The sequence below is a fragment of the Xanthomonas sp. WCS2018Noco2-27 genome (assembly GCF_031843525.1).
Classification (GTDB): Bacteria; Pseudomonadota; Gammaproteobacteria; order Xanthomonadales; family Xanthomonadaceae; genus Xanthomonas.
Window position 1 is genome coordinate 61,108 of sequence record NZ_JAVTIK010000022.1, and the last position, 14,378, is coordinate 75,485.

The window sequence follows — 14,378 nt, forward strand, 5'->3', positions numbered from 1 at the left end:
CACCATTCCCATGGCCGAGCGCAGCTACTACGAAGCCGATGCCCGCAAGCGTATCGACGGGCTGCTGGACGCCGGCAGCTTTCGCGAATTCGTCGGCCCGCGCCGCCGCCTGGTCAGCCCGCATCTGGCGCAGCTCGACGTGCCGGGTGCCTTCGACGACGGTATCGTTGTGGGCGAGGGCAGCTTGCGTGGCCGCAGCGTGTTGATCGCTGGCCAGCAGGGCGCCTTCATGGGCGGCGGCGTGGGTGAAGTGCACGGCGCCAAGCTCACCGGCTTGCTTGAGCGCGCGGCAGCCACGCATCCGGCAGCAGTGCTGTTATTGCTCGATACCGGCGGCGTGCGCTTGCACGAAGCCAATGCCGGCCTGATCGCCATTTCCGAAGTCATGCGTGCCACGCTGGATACGCGCGCGGCCGGCGTGCCGGTGCTGGCGTTGATCGGTAGCGGCAATGGCGCATTCGGCGGCATGGGCATCGTGGCGCGCTGCTGCAGCGCGGTGATCATGTCCGAAGAAGGCCGCCTGTCGCTGTCAGGCCCGGACGTGATCGAAACCGTGCGCGGGGTGGAAGAGTTCGACGCCCGCGACCGCGCCCTGGTCTGGCGCGTAACCGGTGGCAAACACCGCTATCTGCTGGGCGACGCGCAGACCTTGGTGGCCGACCGCATCGCGGCGTTCGCCGATGCAGCGGCCAGCACGCTGGACGCACTTGTCGAACCCGAAGGCGATGCTGCCTTGCAGGCCTTGGAGCGCGCGCATCATCAACTGTCTGCGCGTATCGATGCTTATGGCGATTGCCGCGACGGCCTGGACATCTGGGCGCGCCAAGGCATCGCCGATCCGCAGCGGCTGCCGCTGCTGGACACCGACGCCTTCCTCGCGGCCACTGCAGATCGGAGCACGCCATGGAAATGAGCCAACTGCTCGACCAGCTGTTTCCGCTTGGCCACACCATCGCGCGCAATGACGATGTGCTCACCGGCAGCGCCACCACCGCCGCAGGCGAAGTTACGGTGATCGGCACTGCCAACAAGCTCGAAGTAGGCGTGGACCACGCGTTGGCCCTGGCCGCCACCGTGCTGGCCAGCACCCGCGCGCATCCGCAGCGGCCGATCGTGATGCTGGCCGACACCGCTGGGCAACGCCTTGCCCGTCGCGATGAATTGCTCGGCATCAATGGCTACTTCGCGCATCTGGCGCGTGCGCTGGATCTGGCGCGCAGGCGCGGCGCGCGGCTGGTCACGCTGGTGTATGGCGAAGCGGTGAGCGGCGGATTTCTGTCGTTCGGTTTGATGGCCGACCGCATCCATGCATTGCCGGATGCGCAGGTGCGCGTGATGGATCTGCGTGCCATGGCCCGTGTCACCAAGCAATCGGTGGACACCTTGCAGGCGCTCAGCAAAAGTTCGCCAGTGTTCGCGCCGGGCGTGGAGAACTATGTGCGCATGGGCGCGGTGCAATCGCTGTGGGACGGCGATCTGGCGCAGGCGCTGCTTGATGCATTGGCTGCTCCCGTCGATGGCGATCAGCGTCGCGCACTCGGCGCGCAACGCGGCGGCCGCACGCTGGCGCGCGAGGTTGCCGCCGCCGTGGCAGCGGGCGAGGCCTGAGAATGGCCGGCCGCCACGCCCTGGTGTGGTTACGCGACGATGCGCACTGGCAGGCGCACACGCCCGGTGCGCAGCCACGCTTGCAGCAGTGGTTTGCTGCCGGCTTGCCGGCAGTGGTGGCGCGTGGCGACGGCAGCGAGGCGCTTGGCAGCTTGCGCCTGGGCGTGCCGTTGCCGCCGGCCGAAGGCAAGCAGCGTCTGGCATTGCGTGCCCATGTCGTGGAAATTGCACGCTGCAGTGAACCCCTGTCGTTGGATGCCGTCATCGCGCACGCACCCGGCGAGGTGCAGCCCGCGTTGCAGGCATTGCGCGCGCATGCGCAGGCTGATGCACTGCAGCTGTGCGTGTTCGGCAGCTTCGCGTGGCAAGCGTTGACGGGGTTGACCTATGTGCACGCGCAATCTGATCTGGATCTGCTGTGGTCCATCGAGACGCCCGAGCAGGCACAAACAGTGGTTGCTTTGTTGCAGCGCTGGGAACAACGCCACGGCATGCGTGCCGATGGCGAGTTGCTATTCCCCCACGACATCGCGGTGAACTGGCGCGAGTACGCCAGTGATGCGCAGCAGGTGCTGGTCAAATCCGGCAACGGCTGCTGCTTGTTGCCGCGCGCTGCGTTGTTTCATCTAAGGAGCGCGGCATGAGCGCGCAGGTCCAACACCTGCAGCATGTGGACGTGCCCGCAGTGCCGCGCGACGTTGTGCACCGGCTCGGCCGGCTCGCCGTCGGCGCGCTGCATGCGGAGCTGGCCTGCGCGCCCAAGCCCGGGCTGGTGACGCCGTTCGACAGCGGTAGCCACAGCGACATGGATGCCTCCACGTTCTTGCGCAGTCTGTTCGCATTGCGCGGCTATTTTATAGCCATCGCACAGGCCGGCAGCGACAACGCACCCTTTGCACGGCTGCGCGATCTGGGCATCGCGGCCGAGGCGGCCATGCTGTGCGCCACCGGCGGCATCAATACCCACCGTGGTGCGATCTTCAGCCTTGGCCTGCTCACCGCACAGGCCGCGCGCCTGCGCGCCGCGCACGGCCAGCGGCCATCTTCCGATGCGGTCTGCAACGGTGTGCAGGTGTGGGGCGCGGCGTTGCGCGCTGCGCCGCTGGACCCATGCAGCAATGGCCAGCGCATGCGCGCGCAGTACAAGGTGGCTGGCGTTCGCGAGCAGGCCGCAGCCGGCTACCCGCTACTGCGCGAGATCGCGCTGCCGAGCCTGCGCGCCGCGTTGGACACTGGCGCCACGCAGGATGCCGCGCTCGCGCAGACCTTGATGCAATTGGTCGCGCATGTCGACGATCTCAATCTGCTGCATCGTGGCGGCGCAGACGGTCTGGCGTATGCCAAAGCGCAGGCGCGGCGCTTTCTCGATGACGGCGGTATTGCGCAACCCCACTGGCGCGATCGGCTGTCGTCGATCGGCAAACAATTCGTGGCGCGTCGGCTCAGTCCCGGCGGCAGCGCGGACCTGCTGGCCTGTGCGTGGTTCCTGCATCGTCAGGAGACGCTGTGAGCAGGCGCGCGCCCGGTGTCACTGTGGCTGCAGAAGCACGTTGCGTGTGCACGCAAGGCATCTGTGCCTCACTTCGCACAGCAGCGGCTGCGGTATTGCACGCTGCACCAGGAAACGTTGCCCGTAGCGCGCAGATGTGCAGTTCCTGCAGCAGTCGCGCCAGCGCATGCACGTGGCCAACGCCATGACCCTGACCATCCTCTGCCCAGGTCAAGGCGGCCAGCACGCCGACATGTTCGCCCGCATTGCCGATGCGCCCGCTGCGGCAGCGGTGCTTGCTGCTGCCGGGCAGGTACTTGGCGCCGCTCCGCAAACCCTTGCCGCAGATGCTGGCCGCTACGCCAATGCCGTCGCCCAGCCGCTGGTCTGCGCAGGCACCTTGGCGCAATGGCAGGTGCTGCGCGAGCATCTGCCGACGCCGCTGCTGGTGCTGGGTTATAGCGTCGGCGAGCTGGCCGCACACACGGTGGCTGGCAGCATCGATATTCAGACCTGCTTGCAACTTGCGGCGACCCGAGCACGCGCGATGGATGCGGCCAGCCCCGAGGATGCCGGGTTGATGGCGGTGATCGGCCTGCCACTGCCCACGCTGGAATCGCTCTGCAACACGCATGGTGCAGCAGTGGCCATCATCAACGGCGACGACCATGCCGTGCTTGGTGGGCCGCGCACGGCATTGGCGCGGCTTGGCGATGATGCGCAATCGCGCGGCGCACGCGTCACCATGCTGCCGGTCACTGTGCCTGCGCATACGCCGTGGCTGCGCGCGGCCGCCGATGCCTTCGCCGCCGCATTGAACAAGGCAGCCATTCGCGCCCCCACGCTGCGCGTGCTTGCCGGCATCGACGCACGTGCCGTCGCCACGCCGACGCAGGTGATCGACAGCCTGGCTGCACAGATCGCGCAGACCGTGCGCTGGCACGACGTGCTGGTGCAGGCCGCCGAACGCGGTGCGCGTGTATTTCTCGAACTCGGCCCCGGCAGCGCATTGGCGCGCATGGCGCGCGAGATCGTACCGGGCTGCGAAGCGCGGTCGGTCGACGATTTCCACAGCACCCAAGGGGTGGTGGAGTGGGTCAACGCTGCATGCGAACGCGCGGCATGACCATCAGGCAGGTGTCGTACACGGCGTGACCCTTGGATGGCGGCTGGCCATCCGTGCTGTACGCGTATCAGGTGTCTGGGAGGGCGCATGACCCCGCAAATTGCAACGATTCTTGGCTTGGTGATCATGTTCATCGTCGCCACCGCATTGCCCATCAACATGGGCGCGGTGGCTTTCGCGCTGGCATTCATCGTCGGTGGCATGTGGGTGGGGCTGGACGGCAAGGAGGTGCTGGCCGGCTTTCCGGGCGACCTGTTCCTGACCCTGGTCGGCATCACCTATCTGTTCGCCATCGCGCAGAAAAACGGCACCATCGATCTGCTGGTGCATTGGGCAGTACGAGCGGTACGCGGGCACATCGTGGCCATCCCGTGGGTGATGTTCGTCATCACCGGCCTGCTAACCGCCTTCGGTGCGCTGGGCCCGGCGGCGGTGGCCATCATCGGGCCGGTGGCGTTGCGCTTTGCCAAGCAATACCGCATCAACCCGTTGATGATGGGCTTGCTGGTCATCCATGGCGCGCAGGGCGGCGGGTTTTCGCCGATCAGCGTGTATGGGGGCATCACCAACAAGGTGGTGGAAAAAGCCGGACTGGATGTCACCGAGATGGCGGTGTTTCTCACCAGCCTGGGCTTCAACCTGATGATGGCGATCATCTGCTTCTGCGCCTTCGGCGGGCTCAAGCTGATGCGTCGGCAGGAGGTGTCGCTGGCCGATGCGCAGTACGTGCCGGTCAGTGGCGATCAAGCATCGCAGCGACGTTTCTCCATCGAAGGCCATGGCGCGCTGGTGGCAGCCGGCGGCGGCACCTTGTCCACCGACCCGCTGGCGCTGGAGGCCGTGTCCATTACCCGCGATCGCGTGATCACGCTTGTCGGCCTGTTGGGGCTGGGCGTTGCGGCACTGGTCTACAACCTCAACGTCGGCCTGGTTTCGATCACCGTCGCCGTGGCGCTGGCGTTGATTTCGCCCAATGCACAAAAAGGCGCGGTGGATGGCATTAGCTGGTCCACGGTGCTGCTGATCAGCGGTGTGGTCACTTATGTCGCGGTGCTGGAAAAGGCCGGCGCGGTGGACTACATCGGCACCGGCGTGTCGCATATCGGCATGCCATTACTGGGCGCGTTGCTGGTGTGCTACGTGGGCGGCATCGTGTCTGCGTTCGCATCGTCTGCGGCCGTGCTGGGCGCCACCATTCCGCTGGCGGTGCCGTTCCTGATGCAGGGTCAGCTGGGTGCGGCCGGGGTGATCTGCGCGTTGGCGGTGTCGTCCACCATCGTGGATGTCAGCCCGTTTTCCACCAACGGCGCGCTGGTGGTGGCCTCGGCGGCCAAGGAAGAGCGCGATGGACTGTTCCGCCGTTTTCTGGTCTACAGCGGGCTAGTGGTGCTGTTGGGGCCGCTGGCGGCATGGCTGCTGTTCGTGGTGCCGGGTTGGCTGTGACGATGGCGCTGGTGGGCAGGGTCAGCGGGCGCGCCCGTAGAATGGGCGCCCCCGATCCACTGCCGACGACCTGCCCACCATGACCCTCGCCCCTGATTCGCGCAGTGCCAAGAAGCGCGTACCGCTGTACGAGGAAGTGGCCGAGCGCCTGCGCCAGAAAATCTACGACTACGCGCTGCCGCCGGGCGAATGGATCGACGAGCCGGCGTTGGCCGAAGAACTCGGCATCAGCCGCACGCCGCTGCGCGAAAGTCTCAAGCTGCTTGCGGCCGAAGGCCTGGTGCAACTGGATGCAGGCCGCGGCAGCCGGGTCACGCGGCTGACGCTGGAAGATCTCAACCAGCTGTTCCCGGTGATGGCGATGCTGGAAGGCCGCTGCGCGCATGACGCGGTCAAGCGTCTGGATGCGGCCGGCGTGCAGCGGCTGGAAGAGCTGCATGCGGCGATGGAAGCGTCTGCCGCCTCCGGCGATCTGGCCGAGTATTACCGCAACAATTACCTGATCCACGAGACGGTGCAGCATTACGCAGGCAATCCGTGGTTGATCCGGGTGACCCACGATTTGCATCGCATCTTGAAGATGCACCGCGGCCGGCAGTTGTTGACGCCGGGACGCATGGCGCAGTCGCTGGCCGAGCATCGGCAGTTGATGGATTGCGTGCGGCGCGGCGATGCAGAAGGTGCGGAGCGGACGATGCAAGGGCATCTGTTGAGCCAGGGCCAGGCGCTGGCGGCCTACGTGGCGGCGGGCGGGATGTTGAATGTGCCGGCACCGTTGCCGAGCTCCGGTGGGGTATAGACGTTCGCGCGTGTTTTCCCGCAGTCATACGGCGCACGTTGTAGTGTTCAATGTTTCCTCCGTGCAACGCGCAGTACGGCTAAAAGCTCGCTGCATGCTCATCCTTCTCCCTCCGGGAGAAGGTGCCCGAAGGGCGGATGAGGGTACGGTTGCCGGTGATCTCCAACAGGTGCACCTGTAGACCATGCAGGAATTTGAAGCACAGCTTTCAAGCTGTCAGCGCTTAAGCCACAGCAGAGTCAAAAGCTTCCACGCCCTTCGGGCGCGGGTGACTTTTGTCTTGGCAAAAGTCACCAAAACCGCTGTCGCCTGACGCAATCCGGCGCGATACGGCCGCGCCGGTTCCCTGCGCTCCTCGTCATGCGCGGCACGGCGCCCAAACTCGCTCGCTCAAGCAAGGGCGCCTCTTCGGCCACACATGACTGCGGTGCTCGGCTTGCTTTAAGGCGACGTGGGTGAAGCGACAGCAAGATCAACAGCAAGATCAACAGCAAGATCAACAGCAAGATCAACAGCAAGATCAACAGCAAGATCAACGACAGCACCTGCTCACCACCGCAAACGCCAACATCAGCGAGCAGCAGACCTGCAGCTAGGTTAGAGAATCGCCGTTGGGTGGATCGCCAGCTACTCCTCAGCGCAAGCCGGTGCCATGTGCCATCTCTGGAAGAACGTGCCCAAAGCGCTGCTACGCTTTGCCGTCGCTAACGCATCCCCAACGCCAGTAAATCGTCCACCCGCTCGATCAGCGAGGTTCCGGCCAGCCCGGCAAACACGTCCGGGTGGGCGTAGCCCCAGGCGACGGCGGCAAACGGCAGGCCGAGCACCTGCGCCGCTTCCCAGTCGGCGACCTGGTCGCCCACATAGACCGCCTGCGCTGGCGTGTGGGCGGTTGCGCGCAAGACGCGGCGCAGGGCGCGTTGCTTGCCCAGCAGATGCGCGCCGCCTTCGATGACGGCGAATTTGGCGCTCAGTTCCTCGCCCAGGGCGCGTTGCACGTTGTCCACCGCGTTGGACGACACCACCGCCAAGCGCGTGCCACCGGCGTGCAGTGCGCTCACGGTTTGCGCAATGCCGGGGAACAAGGCAGCCGGTGGCGCGCCGCGCATCAGCCGGATGAAGTCGGCCGCCACCAGCGGCACCCGCCAGGCAGGCAATCCCGATTGTTTGAGCAGTTCGCGCGTGGTCAGCCGGCGCGCGGCGTCCACCTCATGCGCTTCTGCCGCGCGGAAGCCATGTCGCGCAGCCAATGCGCGCTGTGTGCTCAGGAAGAAGCCGAACGAATCGGCCAGGGTGCCGTCGAAATCGAAAATGATCAGTGCAGGCATTGCGACGCAGCGAATGGGGCGTCATAGCCTAACCAAGCCCGCGCACATGCCGCACGCGCACACGTCCCCACGTGTGCGCGCAGGCGATGCGGCTTACGCTTCGGCGAAATGCGACACGATGGGTGCATCGCTCTGCGCGCTTTGTTCGATGACCTTGCGCTGCATTGCGGCCAGGTAGGCGTCCAGTTCTTCGGTGGACGCGAACACATCACTCAGCGGCACTGCCTTGACCATGTCGAAGACCTTGCGGATCTGCGGCTGCGGGTTGGTCACCAGCACCTTGCCGTGGTGCGCGGCCAGCGCCTTGCGCGCCTTGAAGATGCAGCGGATGCCGGCGCTGGAAATGTATTCCAGTGCGGACAAGTCCAGCACCAGAGTGGTGATGCGGGTGCCCAGCAACGGCGACAGTGCCGCGTCCAGGTCCTGATAGGTGTGGGTGTCCAGCCGCCCGGTCAGGATGACGCGTTGGCGGGTGTCTTGCGGCGGGTCGATCTGGATGGCGAGCGTGGTCATGACAAAGCCTCGGGGACAGGGGCGTACGGGTGGAGCAGGGTGACGCGCACGATGTTGTATGCACCATCGCGGCGGTAGTCGATGTGATCGGCGAACTGATGCACCAGAAACAAGCCTAAACCGCCGATCTGGCGATCGTCGAGCTCGCTTGTCACATCGGGCATTGGCGCAGCGCACGGGTCGAACGCGGTGCCGGGGTCGTGCATTTCCAGTACCAGGGCCTGTTGGTCCAGTTGCAGCTGCAGCCGTAGCGGCTGTTCGGCGCACTGCCCGTGGGTGAGCGCATTGCAGCCCAGCTCTTCCACGATCAGCCGGATCTGGCCGATGCGCTCGGCGTGCAGGCCCTCACGGGTGAGCGAGTCTTCCAGCGCGTCGTTGGCGCCGGCCAACTGGGCCAGCGACGGTGCAATGGCCAGATCGAACTTCATGGGCTGGTTGCCTCCCCGGGGACGCCCCGGCCGGTCTCTGCGACCCGTCCAGCATGCTCCTGGCGCAGCCGGATCGCCAGCAGGGTGATGTCGTCGTACGGATCGGCGTTGCCGGTGAAGCGGGCGATATTGGCGATCACCGCCTTGCACTGCGCCGCCGCACTGCGGCGCGGGTGCAGCGTGGCCAGCAACCGCTCCAGCCCATAGCTGGCGCCGTGCTCGTCCATCGCCTCGACCACCCCGTCGGTATACCCCAACAAGGTCTGCCCCGCGGTCATACGGCCCTGCAGTACCGGAAACGAGATCTGCGGTTCGATCCCCAGCGGGGGGCCGGTTTCCAGCGGCAGCGCATGCGTCTTGCCATCGATGTCGATCAACAGCGGCGGCTCGTGCCCGGCGCTGGCCAGCCAGTAATCGCCGCTCACCACATTGATCAAGCCGCACAGTACGGTGGCGAACATGCAGGTGTCGTTGTTCTCGGCCAGCCGCGTGGAGGCGGCAATCAGGATGCCGTCCGGGCGCGTGTACCGGCGAGCGGCGATTTCCAGCACGCTCACCGCGCGCGCCATGAACAACGCCGCCGGCACGCCCTTGTCCGATACATCGCCGACCACGAACCACAGCAGCCCCGGTTCGGTTTCGACGAAGTGATAGAAGTCGCCGCCCACCGCCTTGGCCGGCTCCAGCCAGGCGCAGGCTTCCAGGTGCGAACTTGCACGGTCGAAGGTGCGTCCGGACGGCAGCATCGCCTGCTGGATCTCGCGCGCAATCTGCAGCTCGCTCTGCATGCGTTCGCGCGCGGCGGTCATCTCGCCGATCTCGGCGATATGGTGACGGATCGCATCGCGTGCGCTGTCGAACGCGCGCGCCATCACTCCCACCTCGTCATCGCGCTCGATATGCCGCAATGGATACTCGAATTCGCCACGTCGGAAATGCTCGGCGGTGTCGGTCAACTCCTCGATCGGCCGCGTCAACTTGCGCGTGATCCGCCCCATCAACCACCACCACACGCCCGCACCCAGCAACGCGGCCGCTGCCACCCACGCCGCCAGCCAGTTCAGGCCAGCCAATACGTAGTCTTCCGAGGCGGACAGCACGAATGTCCAGCCGCTGTGCCCAACTGCCGCACTATGGGTCAGGAAGCGTTCGCCATCCGGCGCCGTGTGCGAAAACGAAATCGGCTGGCCGGCCGCAAGTGCCCGCTGCAATGGCCGCAGATCCGGCCGCGAACGCGCCACGTAAGCGTCCAGCGTGTGATGCAGGTTGAGGGCCGGGTCGGGGCTGAATACCAGCATGCCTTCGGGCGACAACAGCATCGGCTGGATACCGATATCGCGCGGTAATTGGTCGATGATCTCGCGCAGATGCTGCAGCGGCAGGTCCACGCTCACCATGCCCACGGGCGCCGCATCGAGTGCATCGCCCGGGCGCCGCAGCGGCAGGTTGTAGCTGGTGTACAGCGCACTGCCGCCATTGCTGTTGAGGTACGGCTCGGACCACCACGCACGGCCTTCGCGCTGCGTGCGCAGGTACCACGGCATCGCGCGATAGTCGTAGCCCAGCTCCGTCACCGATTTTTCAACGGTGCGCGTGCCATCGCGATGCACGTACCAGACAAAGCCGGTATCGCGCGCTTTTTGCGTTCGCGGCTCGATGATCAGCCGCGCTGCGCCGATATCCGGGTCGCCACTGAGCGTGGCCAGCAACAACGCGCGCAGGTTGAACGGCTGCAACCCCACCGCGCCGCTGCTGGCCGCCAACGTGCGCCCGCTCACCTGCACCGAATCCAGCATCGCCGCCAGGCTGCGCGCGGTCTGCTCGGTCAACCCGTCCACCTCGTTGCGCGCGGCCTCCACCAGCTCGGCGCGTGCGCCCAGGTAGAACAGCGTGCCCAGCACCGCCAGCAACGCCACCAGCACGCCGGTAGCCGCCAGCATCACCCGCATCCGCAAGCTATTGCGCCAATGCACGCGTGGGGCGGCCGGTGCGGACGGCGTGGGCGCTGGTGGGCGGGTAACGATGGCGCGCACTCCCTGGCGATGGCTGTGCTCGATCATGGCAGCTTTGCGCCCACCCACAATCGCCTGCAGCGGCCTCATCCTCACGCCGCCGCGATTGCCCCCCGAGCGCGGGCGGACTAGATTGGCTGCCCAACTGCCACGGAGGCCGGCCTTGCGCCAGATTCTGACCCCAAGCCTGCTGGCCCTATTGCTTACGGCCTGTAGCGCCCCGGAGACCAGCATGACCCAGACCCAATCCCCCGCTACCGAGGCCGCTGCAGAAGCCAACGTCGAGGCGGGCGGCCGCGGCCTTGCCAAGCTGAATCCCAGTCCACGCAAGGCGTTCGAGGTCACGCTCACCCTGAAGAACGCGCCTGGCGCGTTCGGCCTGGTGCAGGGCGCGGCGCAGTACGATGTCAGCAACGAAGCCGAGTGCGGAAAGATCCAGCCGGAGACCGGCACCGCCGGCCGCATCACCAGCCAGGAAGACTTCGCGCTGAAGAAGGTGTCCGATACTGAATATCGCGGCACCGTCTATCTAGACCTGATGCAGGACGAAGACTATTACGGTCGCGGCGTCTGTCATTGGGAATTCAGTGGCGCCAGCGTGATGCTGAAGGCGACTGGTGCGGAAGAAGAGACGCGCTTCCTGTCGTTTATCGAAGCCAAAACGGTGACTGCGCAGCAGGTGTCTACAGAGTATTACTGGAGCGAGCGTTATCCGCGCTCTGAAATGAGCAACTTCCCGGATATGGGCAAGCACGCTGCCGAGGAGTTCAAGCCAGAGATCCGCGACAAGCTCTTCACCATCACACTGGCCGCCAAGGAAGTTGCGCCATGACCATCCCGTCTCCGCAATATGCCGGTCTGTCTGAAGACTCTTATAAAGACCGTGCAGTAGGCCGGCGTGCGCCGGGGCAAGAAGAGATCGTCACGATCGAAGGGCAGCGCTACGCTGTTCTCGAACACGTCAATAACAAGGCGAATGGCTACCAGGGCACGATCTATCAACGCCAGGGCACTGGCGAGATCGTGGTTGCGCACCGCGGTACCGAGGGTGCAGCCAATGACATTCTCACCGATGCAACCATGGTCACCTCGCGGACCAATCCGCAGGCTGCTGATGCATTGGCATTGACCAAACATGCTTTGGATTATGCAAAGGAAATCGGCAAGGAAGAGGGGCGGACACCCCAAGTCACCGTCACCGGTCACTCCCTCGGCGGCGCACTCGCACAGATCTCCGCACACCATTACGACCTCAAGGGCGAAACCTTCAATTCGTATGGTGCAGCCAGCCTGAGCTATCGCATCCCGGAAGGCGGCAACAGCGTGATCAATCACGTCATGGCCTCCGACCCGGTCAGTGCGGCATCACCGCATTTTGGCCAGGTGCGCATTTATGCCAAGCCCACTGAAATGCTTGCCTTGAGCGCGAGCGGTTATAGCAACAGCAAGGCCAACTTCCTGATTCCCGACGATCCGCTGATGGCAGCTACGGCCTCATTGGGTGCGCACAAATTGGGCAATTTTTTAGGGGAGCATTCCGCGCTCACCGATCCCAATGCACGTCCGCTCGCCGAAAAGAACGCGCGGATGATTGAGGAATACCGCAGCGACGTGAACGGGTTGCGTACCGGCACTACCATCCTGACGCGCGGTGCACCAGGCCTTGGGCAGGATGTGGTCGACGCCGTTCGTGGCCCCCTCGCTCCAGGCGAGCCGGCCAAGCGCGATGCGCGTGAGCATGGCAACGACCACACCTCGTTGCGCATCGATCAACCTGGGCACGTGGGTAACCCCTTGTTCCAGGACGCCCAGCGCGGCGTGCATGCGCACGACGTGCGTGCTGGCCGTACGCCGGATCAGCACAGCGCGCAGCTGTCTGGCGCGCTCGCCTCGGAGATGCATGCCGCCGGCGGCCAGCGTATCGATTCGGTGGCAATGAGTCCCGATGCTGCCCGGACCTTCGCCGTGCAGGGGCGTGCCGATGATCCGGCGCAGTTGCGCGTCAGCGTCGAAACCATGACCGCGATCAACACACCGTTGGAGCAGAGCAGCCAGCGGGTGGCCGAAAATTCAGCGCGCCAGGCGGTGGCGCTGGAACAACAACAAACTCAGACCCAGCAACAGCAGCAGGGTGCACGCGCGATGGGCTGAGCACTCCGCGCGGTTGCAGGTGGCAGCCCGCCCTGCGCGCATCGCGTACATCCAGCACTTCCACAGACACGCCGGCTTGCCGGCGTTTTTGTTGCCTGTTTGCGCGCAGATGCAGCTGTTTCTTGCTGCAGCCGCACAACAGACACGCCGGTAACCAACGCGCATGTACGCCATTACCGTATTTTTTCGCATAGAGATATTCCGACATCACCGCTGAGCTATAGCGACCTCGAGCGATCGAAACGTCCATGTTTGAATCGCCAGCGTTTCGCAGTGCAGCTGGCCGTGTCTTGTACGACCCGTCACGCCACGCCACGCGGATCGAAAGCAGGGGGATCAGGCAGGGCGCCATTTGGCGCGACATCTATCGATCAAGGGAGAGGGTTCATGAGTGTGGTGAGTACGTGTTACAGCCGCCTACTGTTGGTGCTGCTGCTGTCGTTGGTCAGCCTGAGCGCAGGCGCACAGGGCATCGCCAAGGGCGCCGATGTCAGCTGGCTCAATCAACAGGCGGCCAATAATCCGCCGCAGGTATTTCGCGACGCCTCCAACAAGACCACCGACTTCCTCAAGCTGTTCAAGGATGTCGGCGGCAACGCCGTGCGCCTGCGCGTGTGGGTTAACCCGTCCGGCGGCTGGAACGATGGCCGCGACACGCTCGACAAGGCCAAGCGCGCCACCGCGCAGGGCATGCGCATCATGATCGACTTCCATTACAGCGACAGCTGGGCCGACCCGGGCAAGCAGAACAAACCGGCTGCCTGGGCAGGGCATTCCGTGGCCCAGCTCAATACCGACGTCTACAACCACACCCAGGGCATCCTCAAATATCTCAAGGACAACGGCATCACCGTCACCTGGGTGCAGGTGGGCAACGAGATCAACAGCGGCATGTTGTGGGACCAGGGCAAGACGCCCAACTTCGCCAACCTGGGGCAGTTCATCAACAGCGGCTACAACGCGACCAAGGCGGTGTATCCCAATGCCAAGGTCATCGTGCATCTGGCCAACGGCTACGACAACGCCAACTTCCGCTGGTTCTTCGACAACCTGCGCTCGGCCGGCGGCAAATGGGACGTCATCGGCATGTCGCACTATCCGCCGGTGGGCAGCTGGCAGGACTACAACACCCGGCTGGACACCAACATGCGCGACATGATCAAACGCTACGGCACCGACGTGGTGGTGGCCGAGGTCGGCATGGACTGGCAGCAGGCCGCCACCACCCGCGCCATGCTCACCAACCTGCTCAGCCGCAGCAACGCCATCGGCTCACGCGTGCTCGGCGTCTTCTACTGGGAACCCAACGCCTACCCGGGCTGGCAGGGTTACACCATGGGCGCAGTCAACAACAACGGCCAACTGACCGAAGCGCTGCAGGCGTTCTGACCGGCATCCCAGCGAACATGGCGGGGCCTCCAGCCCCGCCAAACTTCGCCCACCTTGTAGGAGCGCACCTGGGCGAGTCCATTCCGCCTGTG

General features: G+C 65.1%; 15 protein-coding genes. 11 read left to right on the forward strand and 4 right to left on the reverse strand.

What is annotated here, in order from left to right; translation table 11 throughout:
• The first annotated feature begins 10 nt into the window (after positions 1-10).
• From RQH86_RS22260 to RQH86_RS22295, 8 genes are all read left to right on the forward strand, one after another.
• A complete protein-coding gene (locus RQH86_RS22260) occupies positions 11-913 on the forward strand; it encodes a biotin-independent malonate decarboxylase subunit beta (protein ID WP_311239427.1) in 903 nt (300 codons plus the stop codon).
• The gene (gene mdcE / locus RQH86_RS22265; RefSeq protein ID WP_311239418.1) at positions 904-1,608 is read left to right on the forward strand and encodes a biotin-independent malonate decarboxylase subunit gamma; all 705 of its coding nucleotides are present in this window, start codon (positions 904-906) and stop codon (positions 1,606-1,608) included. The genes RQH86_RS22260 and mdcE overlap by 10 nt, the downstream gene beginning before the upstream one ends.
• 2 nt (positions 1,609-1,610) lie before the next feature.
• A complete protein-coding gene (gene mdcG / locus RQH86_RS22270) occupies positions 1,611-2,252 on the forward strand; it encodes a malonate decarboxylase holo-[acyl-carrier-protein] synthase (RefSeq protein ID WP_311239419.1) in 642 nt (213 codons plus the stop codon).
• On the forward strand, positions 2,249-3,118 hold the full coding sequence (mdcB, locus tag RQH86_RS22275) for a triphosphoribosyl-dephospho-CoA synthase MdcB (RefSeq protein WP_311239420.1): 870 nt from the start codon (positions 2,249-2,251) through the stop codon (positions 3,116-3,118). Before mdcG ends, mdcB begins: the two co-directional genes overlap by 4 nt.
• 184 nt (positions 3,119-3,302) lie before the next feature.
• A complete protein-coding gene (gene mdcH, locus RQH86_RS22280; RefSeq protein ID WP_311239421.1) occupies positions 3,303-4,223 on the forward strand; it encodes a malonate decarboxylase subunit epsilon in 921 nt (306 codons plus the stop codon).
• An 87-nt stretch (positions 4,224-4,310) separates the two neighbouring features.
• Complete coding sequence (locus RQH86_RS22285; RefSeq protein WP_311239422.1) at positions 4,311-5,666, forward strand: SLC13 family permease; 1,356 nt, start codon at positions 4,311-4,313, stop codon at positions 5,664-5,666.
• Between the two features lie 79 nt (positions 5,667-5,745).
• Positions 5,746-6,465, forward strand: a complete 720-nt coding sequence (locus tag RQH86_RS22290) for a GntR family transcriptional regulator (RefSeq protein WP_115561158.1) — start codon at positions 5,746-5,748, stop codon at positions 6,463-6,465.
• Positions 6,466-6,920: 455 nt separating this feature from the next.
• On the forward strand, positions 6,921-7,061 hold the full coding sequence (locus tag RQH86_RS22295; RefSeq protein WP_311239423.1) for a hypothetical protein: 141 nt from the start codon (positions 6,921-6,923) through the stop codon (positions 7,059-7,061).
• A 108-nt stretch (positions 7,062-7,169) separates the two neighbouring features.
• Here the strand turns inward: RQH86_RS22295 and RQH86_RS22300 are convergent, their stop codons facing one another.
• The 4 genes from RQH86_RS22300 to RQH86_RS22315 all read right to left on the reverse strand — a co-directional run bounded on the left by RQH86_RS22300 (position 7,170) and on the right by RQH86_RS22315 (position 10,842).
• The gene (locus RQH86_RS22300) at positions 7,170-7,793 is read right to left on the reverse strand and encodes an HAD hydrolase-like protein (RefSeq protein WP_115552828.1); all 624 of its coding nucleotides are present in this window, start codon (positions 7,791-7,793) and stop codon (positions 7,170-7,172) included.
• A 93-nt stretch (positions 7,794-7,886) separates the two neighbouring features.
• Entirely contained in the window at positions 7,887-8,306 is a 420-nt protein-coding gene (locus tag RQH86_RS22305; protein ID WP_055853034.1) for an STAS domain-containing protein, read from the reverse strand.
• Entirely contained in the window at positions 8,303-8,734 is a 432-nt protein-coding gene (locus tag RQH86_RS22310) for an ATP-binding protein (protein WP_055853031.1), read from the reverse strand. Before RQH86_RS22310 ends, RQH86_RS22305 begins: the two co-directional genes overlap by 4 nt.
• Entirely contained in the window at positions 8,731-10,842 is a 2,112-nt protein-coding gene (locus tag RQH86_RS22315) for a SpoIIE family protein phosphatase (RefSeq protein WP_311239424.1), read from the reverse strand. Before RQH86_RS22315 ends, RQH86_RS22310 begins: the two co-directional genes overlap by 4 nt.
• 136 nt (positions 10,843-10,978) lie before the next feature.
• On the opposite strand from RQH86_RS22315, the gene RQH86_RS22320 reads away from it, so the two are divergent.
• The 3 genes from RQH86_RS22320 to RQH86_RS22330 all read left to right on the forward strand — a co-directional run bounded on the left by RQH86_RS22320 (position 10,979) and on the right by RQH86_RS22330 (position 14,286).
• Positions 10,979-11,578 carry a hypothetical protein gene (locus tag RQH86_RS22320; RefSeq protein WP_311239425.1) on the forward strand — a complete coding sequence of 200 codons (600 nt, stop codon included), beginning with the start codon at positions 10,979-10,981 and terminating at the stop codon, positions 11,576-11,578.
• Positions 11,575-12,897, forward strand: coding sequence for an XVIPCD domain-containing protein (locus tag RQH86_RS22325; protein WP_311239426.1), 1,323 nt, complete (start codon positions 11,575-11,577; stop codon positions 12,895-12,897). Before RQH86_RS22320 ends, RQH86_RS22325 begins: the two co-directional genes overlap by 4 nt.
• Before the next feature lie 387 nt (positions 12,898-13,284).
• A complete protein-coding gene (locus RQH86_RS22330) occupies positions 13,285-14,286 on the forward strand; it encodes an arabinogalactan endo-1,4-beta-galactosidase (RefSeq protein ID WP_055853020.1) in 1,002 nt (333 codons plus the stop codon).
• The last annotated feature ends 92 nt before the right edge of the window (positions 14,287-14,378 follow it).

What these genes read in the sequence shown, in the direction of transcription:
- RQH86_RS22310 (WP_055853031.1), bottom strand. Translation starts at nt 8,734, where the DNA reads ATGAAGTTCGATCTGGCCATTGCACCGTCGCTGGCCCAGTTGGCCGGC.
- RQH86_RS22330 (WP_055853020.1), top strand. Translation starts at nt 13,285, where the DNA reads ATGAGTGTGGTGAGTACGTGTTACAGCCGCCTACTGTTGGTGCTGCTG.
- RQH86_RS22260 (WP_311239427.1), top strand. Translation starts at nt 11, where the DNA reads ATGGCCGAGCGCAGCTACTACGAAGCCGATGCCCGCAAGCGTATCGAC.
- mdcE (WP_311239418.1), top strand. Translation starts at nt 904, where the DNA reads ATGGAAATGAGCCAACTGCTCGACCAGCTGTTTCCGCTTGGCCACACC.
- mdcH (WP_311239421.1), top strand. Translation starts at nt 3,303, where the DNA reads ATGACCCTGACCATCCTCTGCCCAGGTCAAGGCGGCCAGCACGCCGAC.
- mdcB (WP_311239420.1), top strand. Translation starts at nt 2,249, where the DNA reads ATGAGCGCGCAGGTCCAACACCTGCAGCATGTGGACGTGCCCGCAGTG.
- RQH86_RS22290 (WP_115561158.1), top strand. Translation starts at nt 5,746, where the DNA reads ATGACCCTCGCCCCTGATTCGCGCAGTGCCAAGAAGCGCGTACCGCTG.
- RQH86_RS22305 (WP_055853034.1), bottom strand. Translation starts at nt 8,306, where the DNA reads ATGACCACGCTCGCCATCCAGATCGACCCGCCGCAAGACACCCGCCAA.
- RQH86_RS22300 (WP_115552828.1), bottom strand. Translation starts at nt 7,793, where the DNA reads ATGCCTGCACTGATCATTTTCGATTTCGACGGCACCCTGGCCGATTCG.
- RQH86_RS22325 (WP_311239426.1), top strand. Translation starts at nt 11,575, where the DNA reads ATGACCATCCCGTCTCCGCAATATGCCGGTCTGTCTGAAGACTCTTAT.
- RQH86_RS22320 (WP_311239425.1), top strand. Translation starts at nt 10,979, where the DNA reads ATGACCCAGACCCAATCCCCCGCTACCGAGGCCGCTGCAGAAGCCAAC.
- mdcG (WP_311239419.1), top strand. Translation starts at nt 1,611, where the DNA reads ATGGCCGGCCGCCACGCCCTGGTGTGGTTACGCGACGATGCGCACTGG.
- RQH86_RS22285 (WP_311239422.1), top strand. Translation starts at nt 4,311, where the DNA reads ATGACCCCGCAAATTGCAACGATTCTTGGCTTGGTGATCATGTTCATC.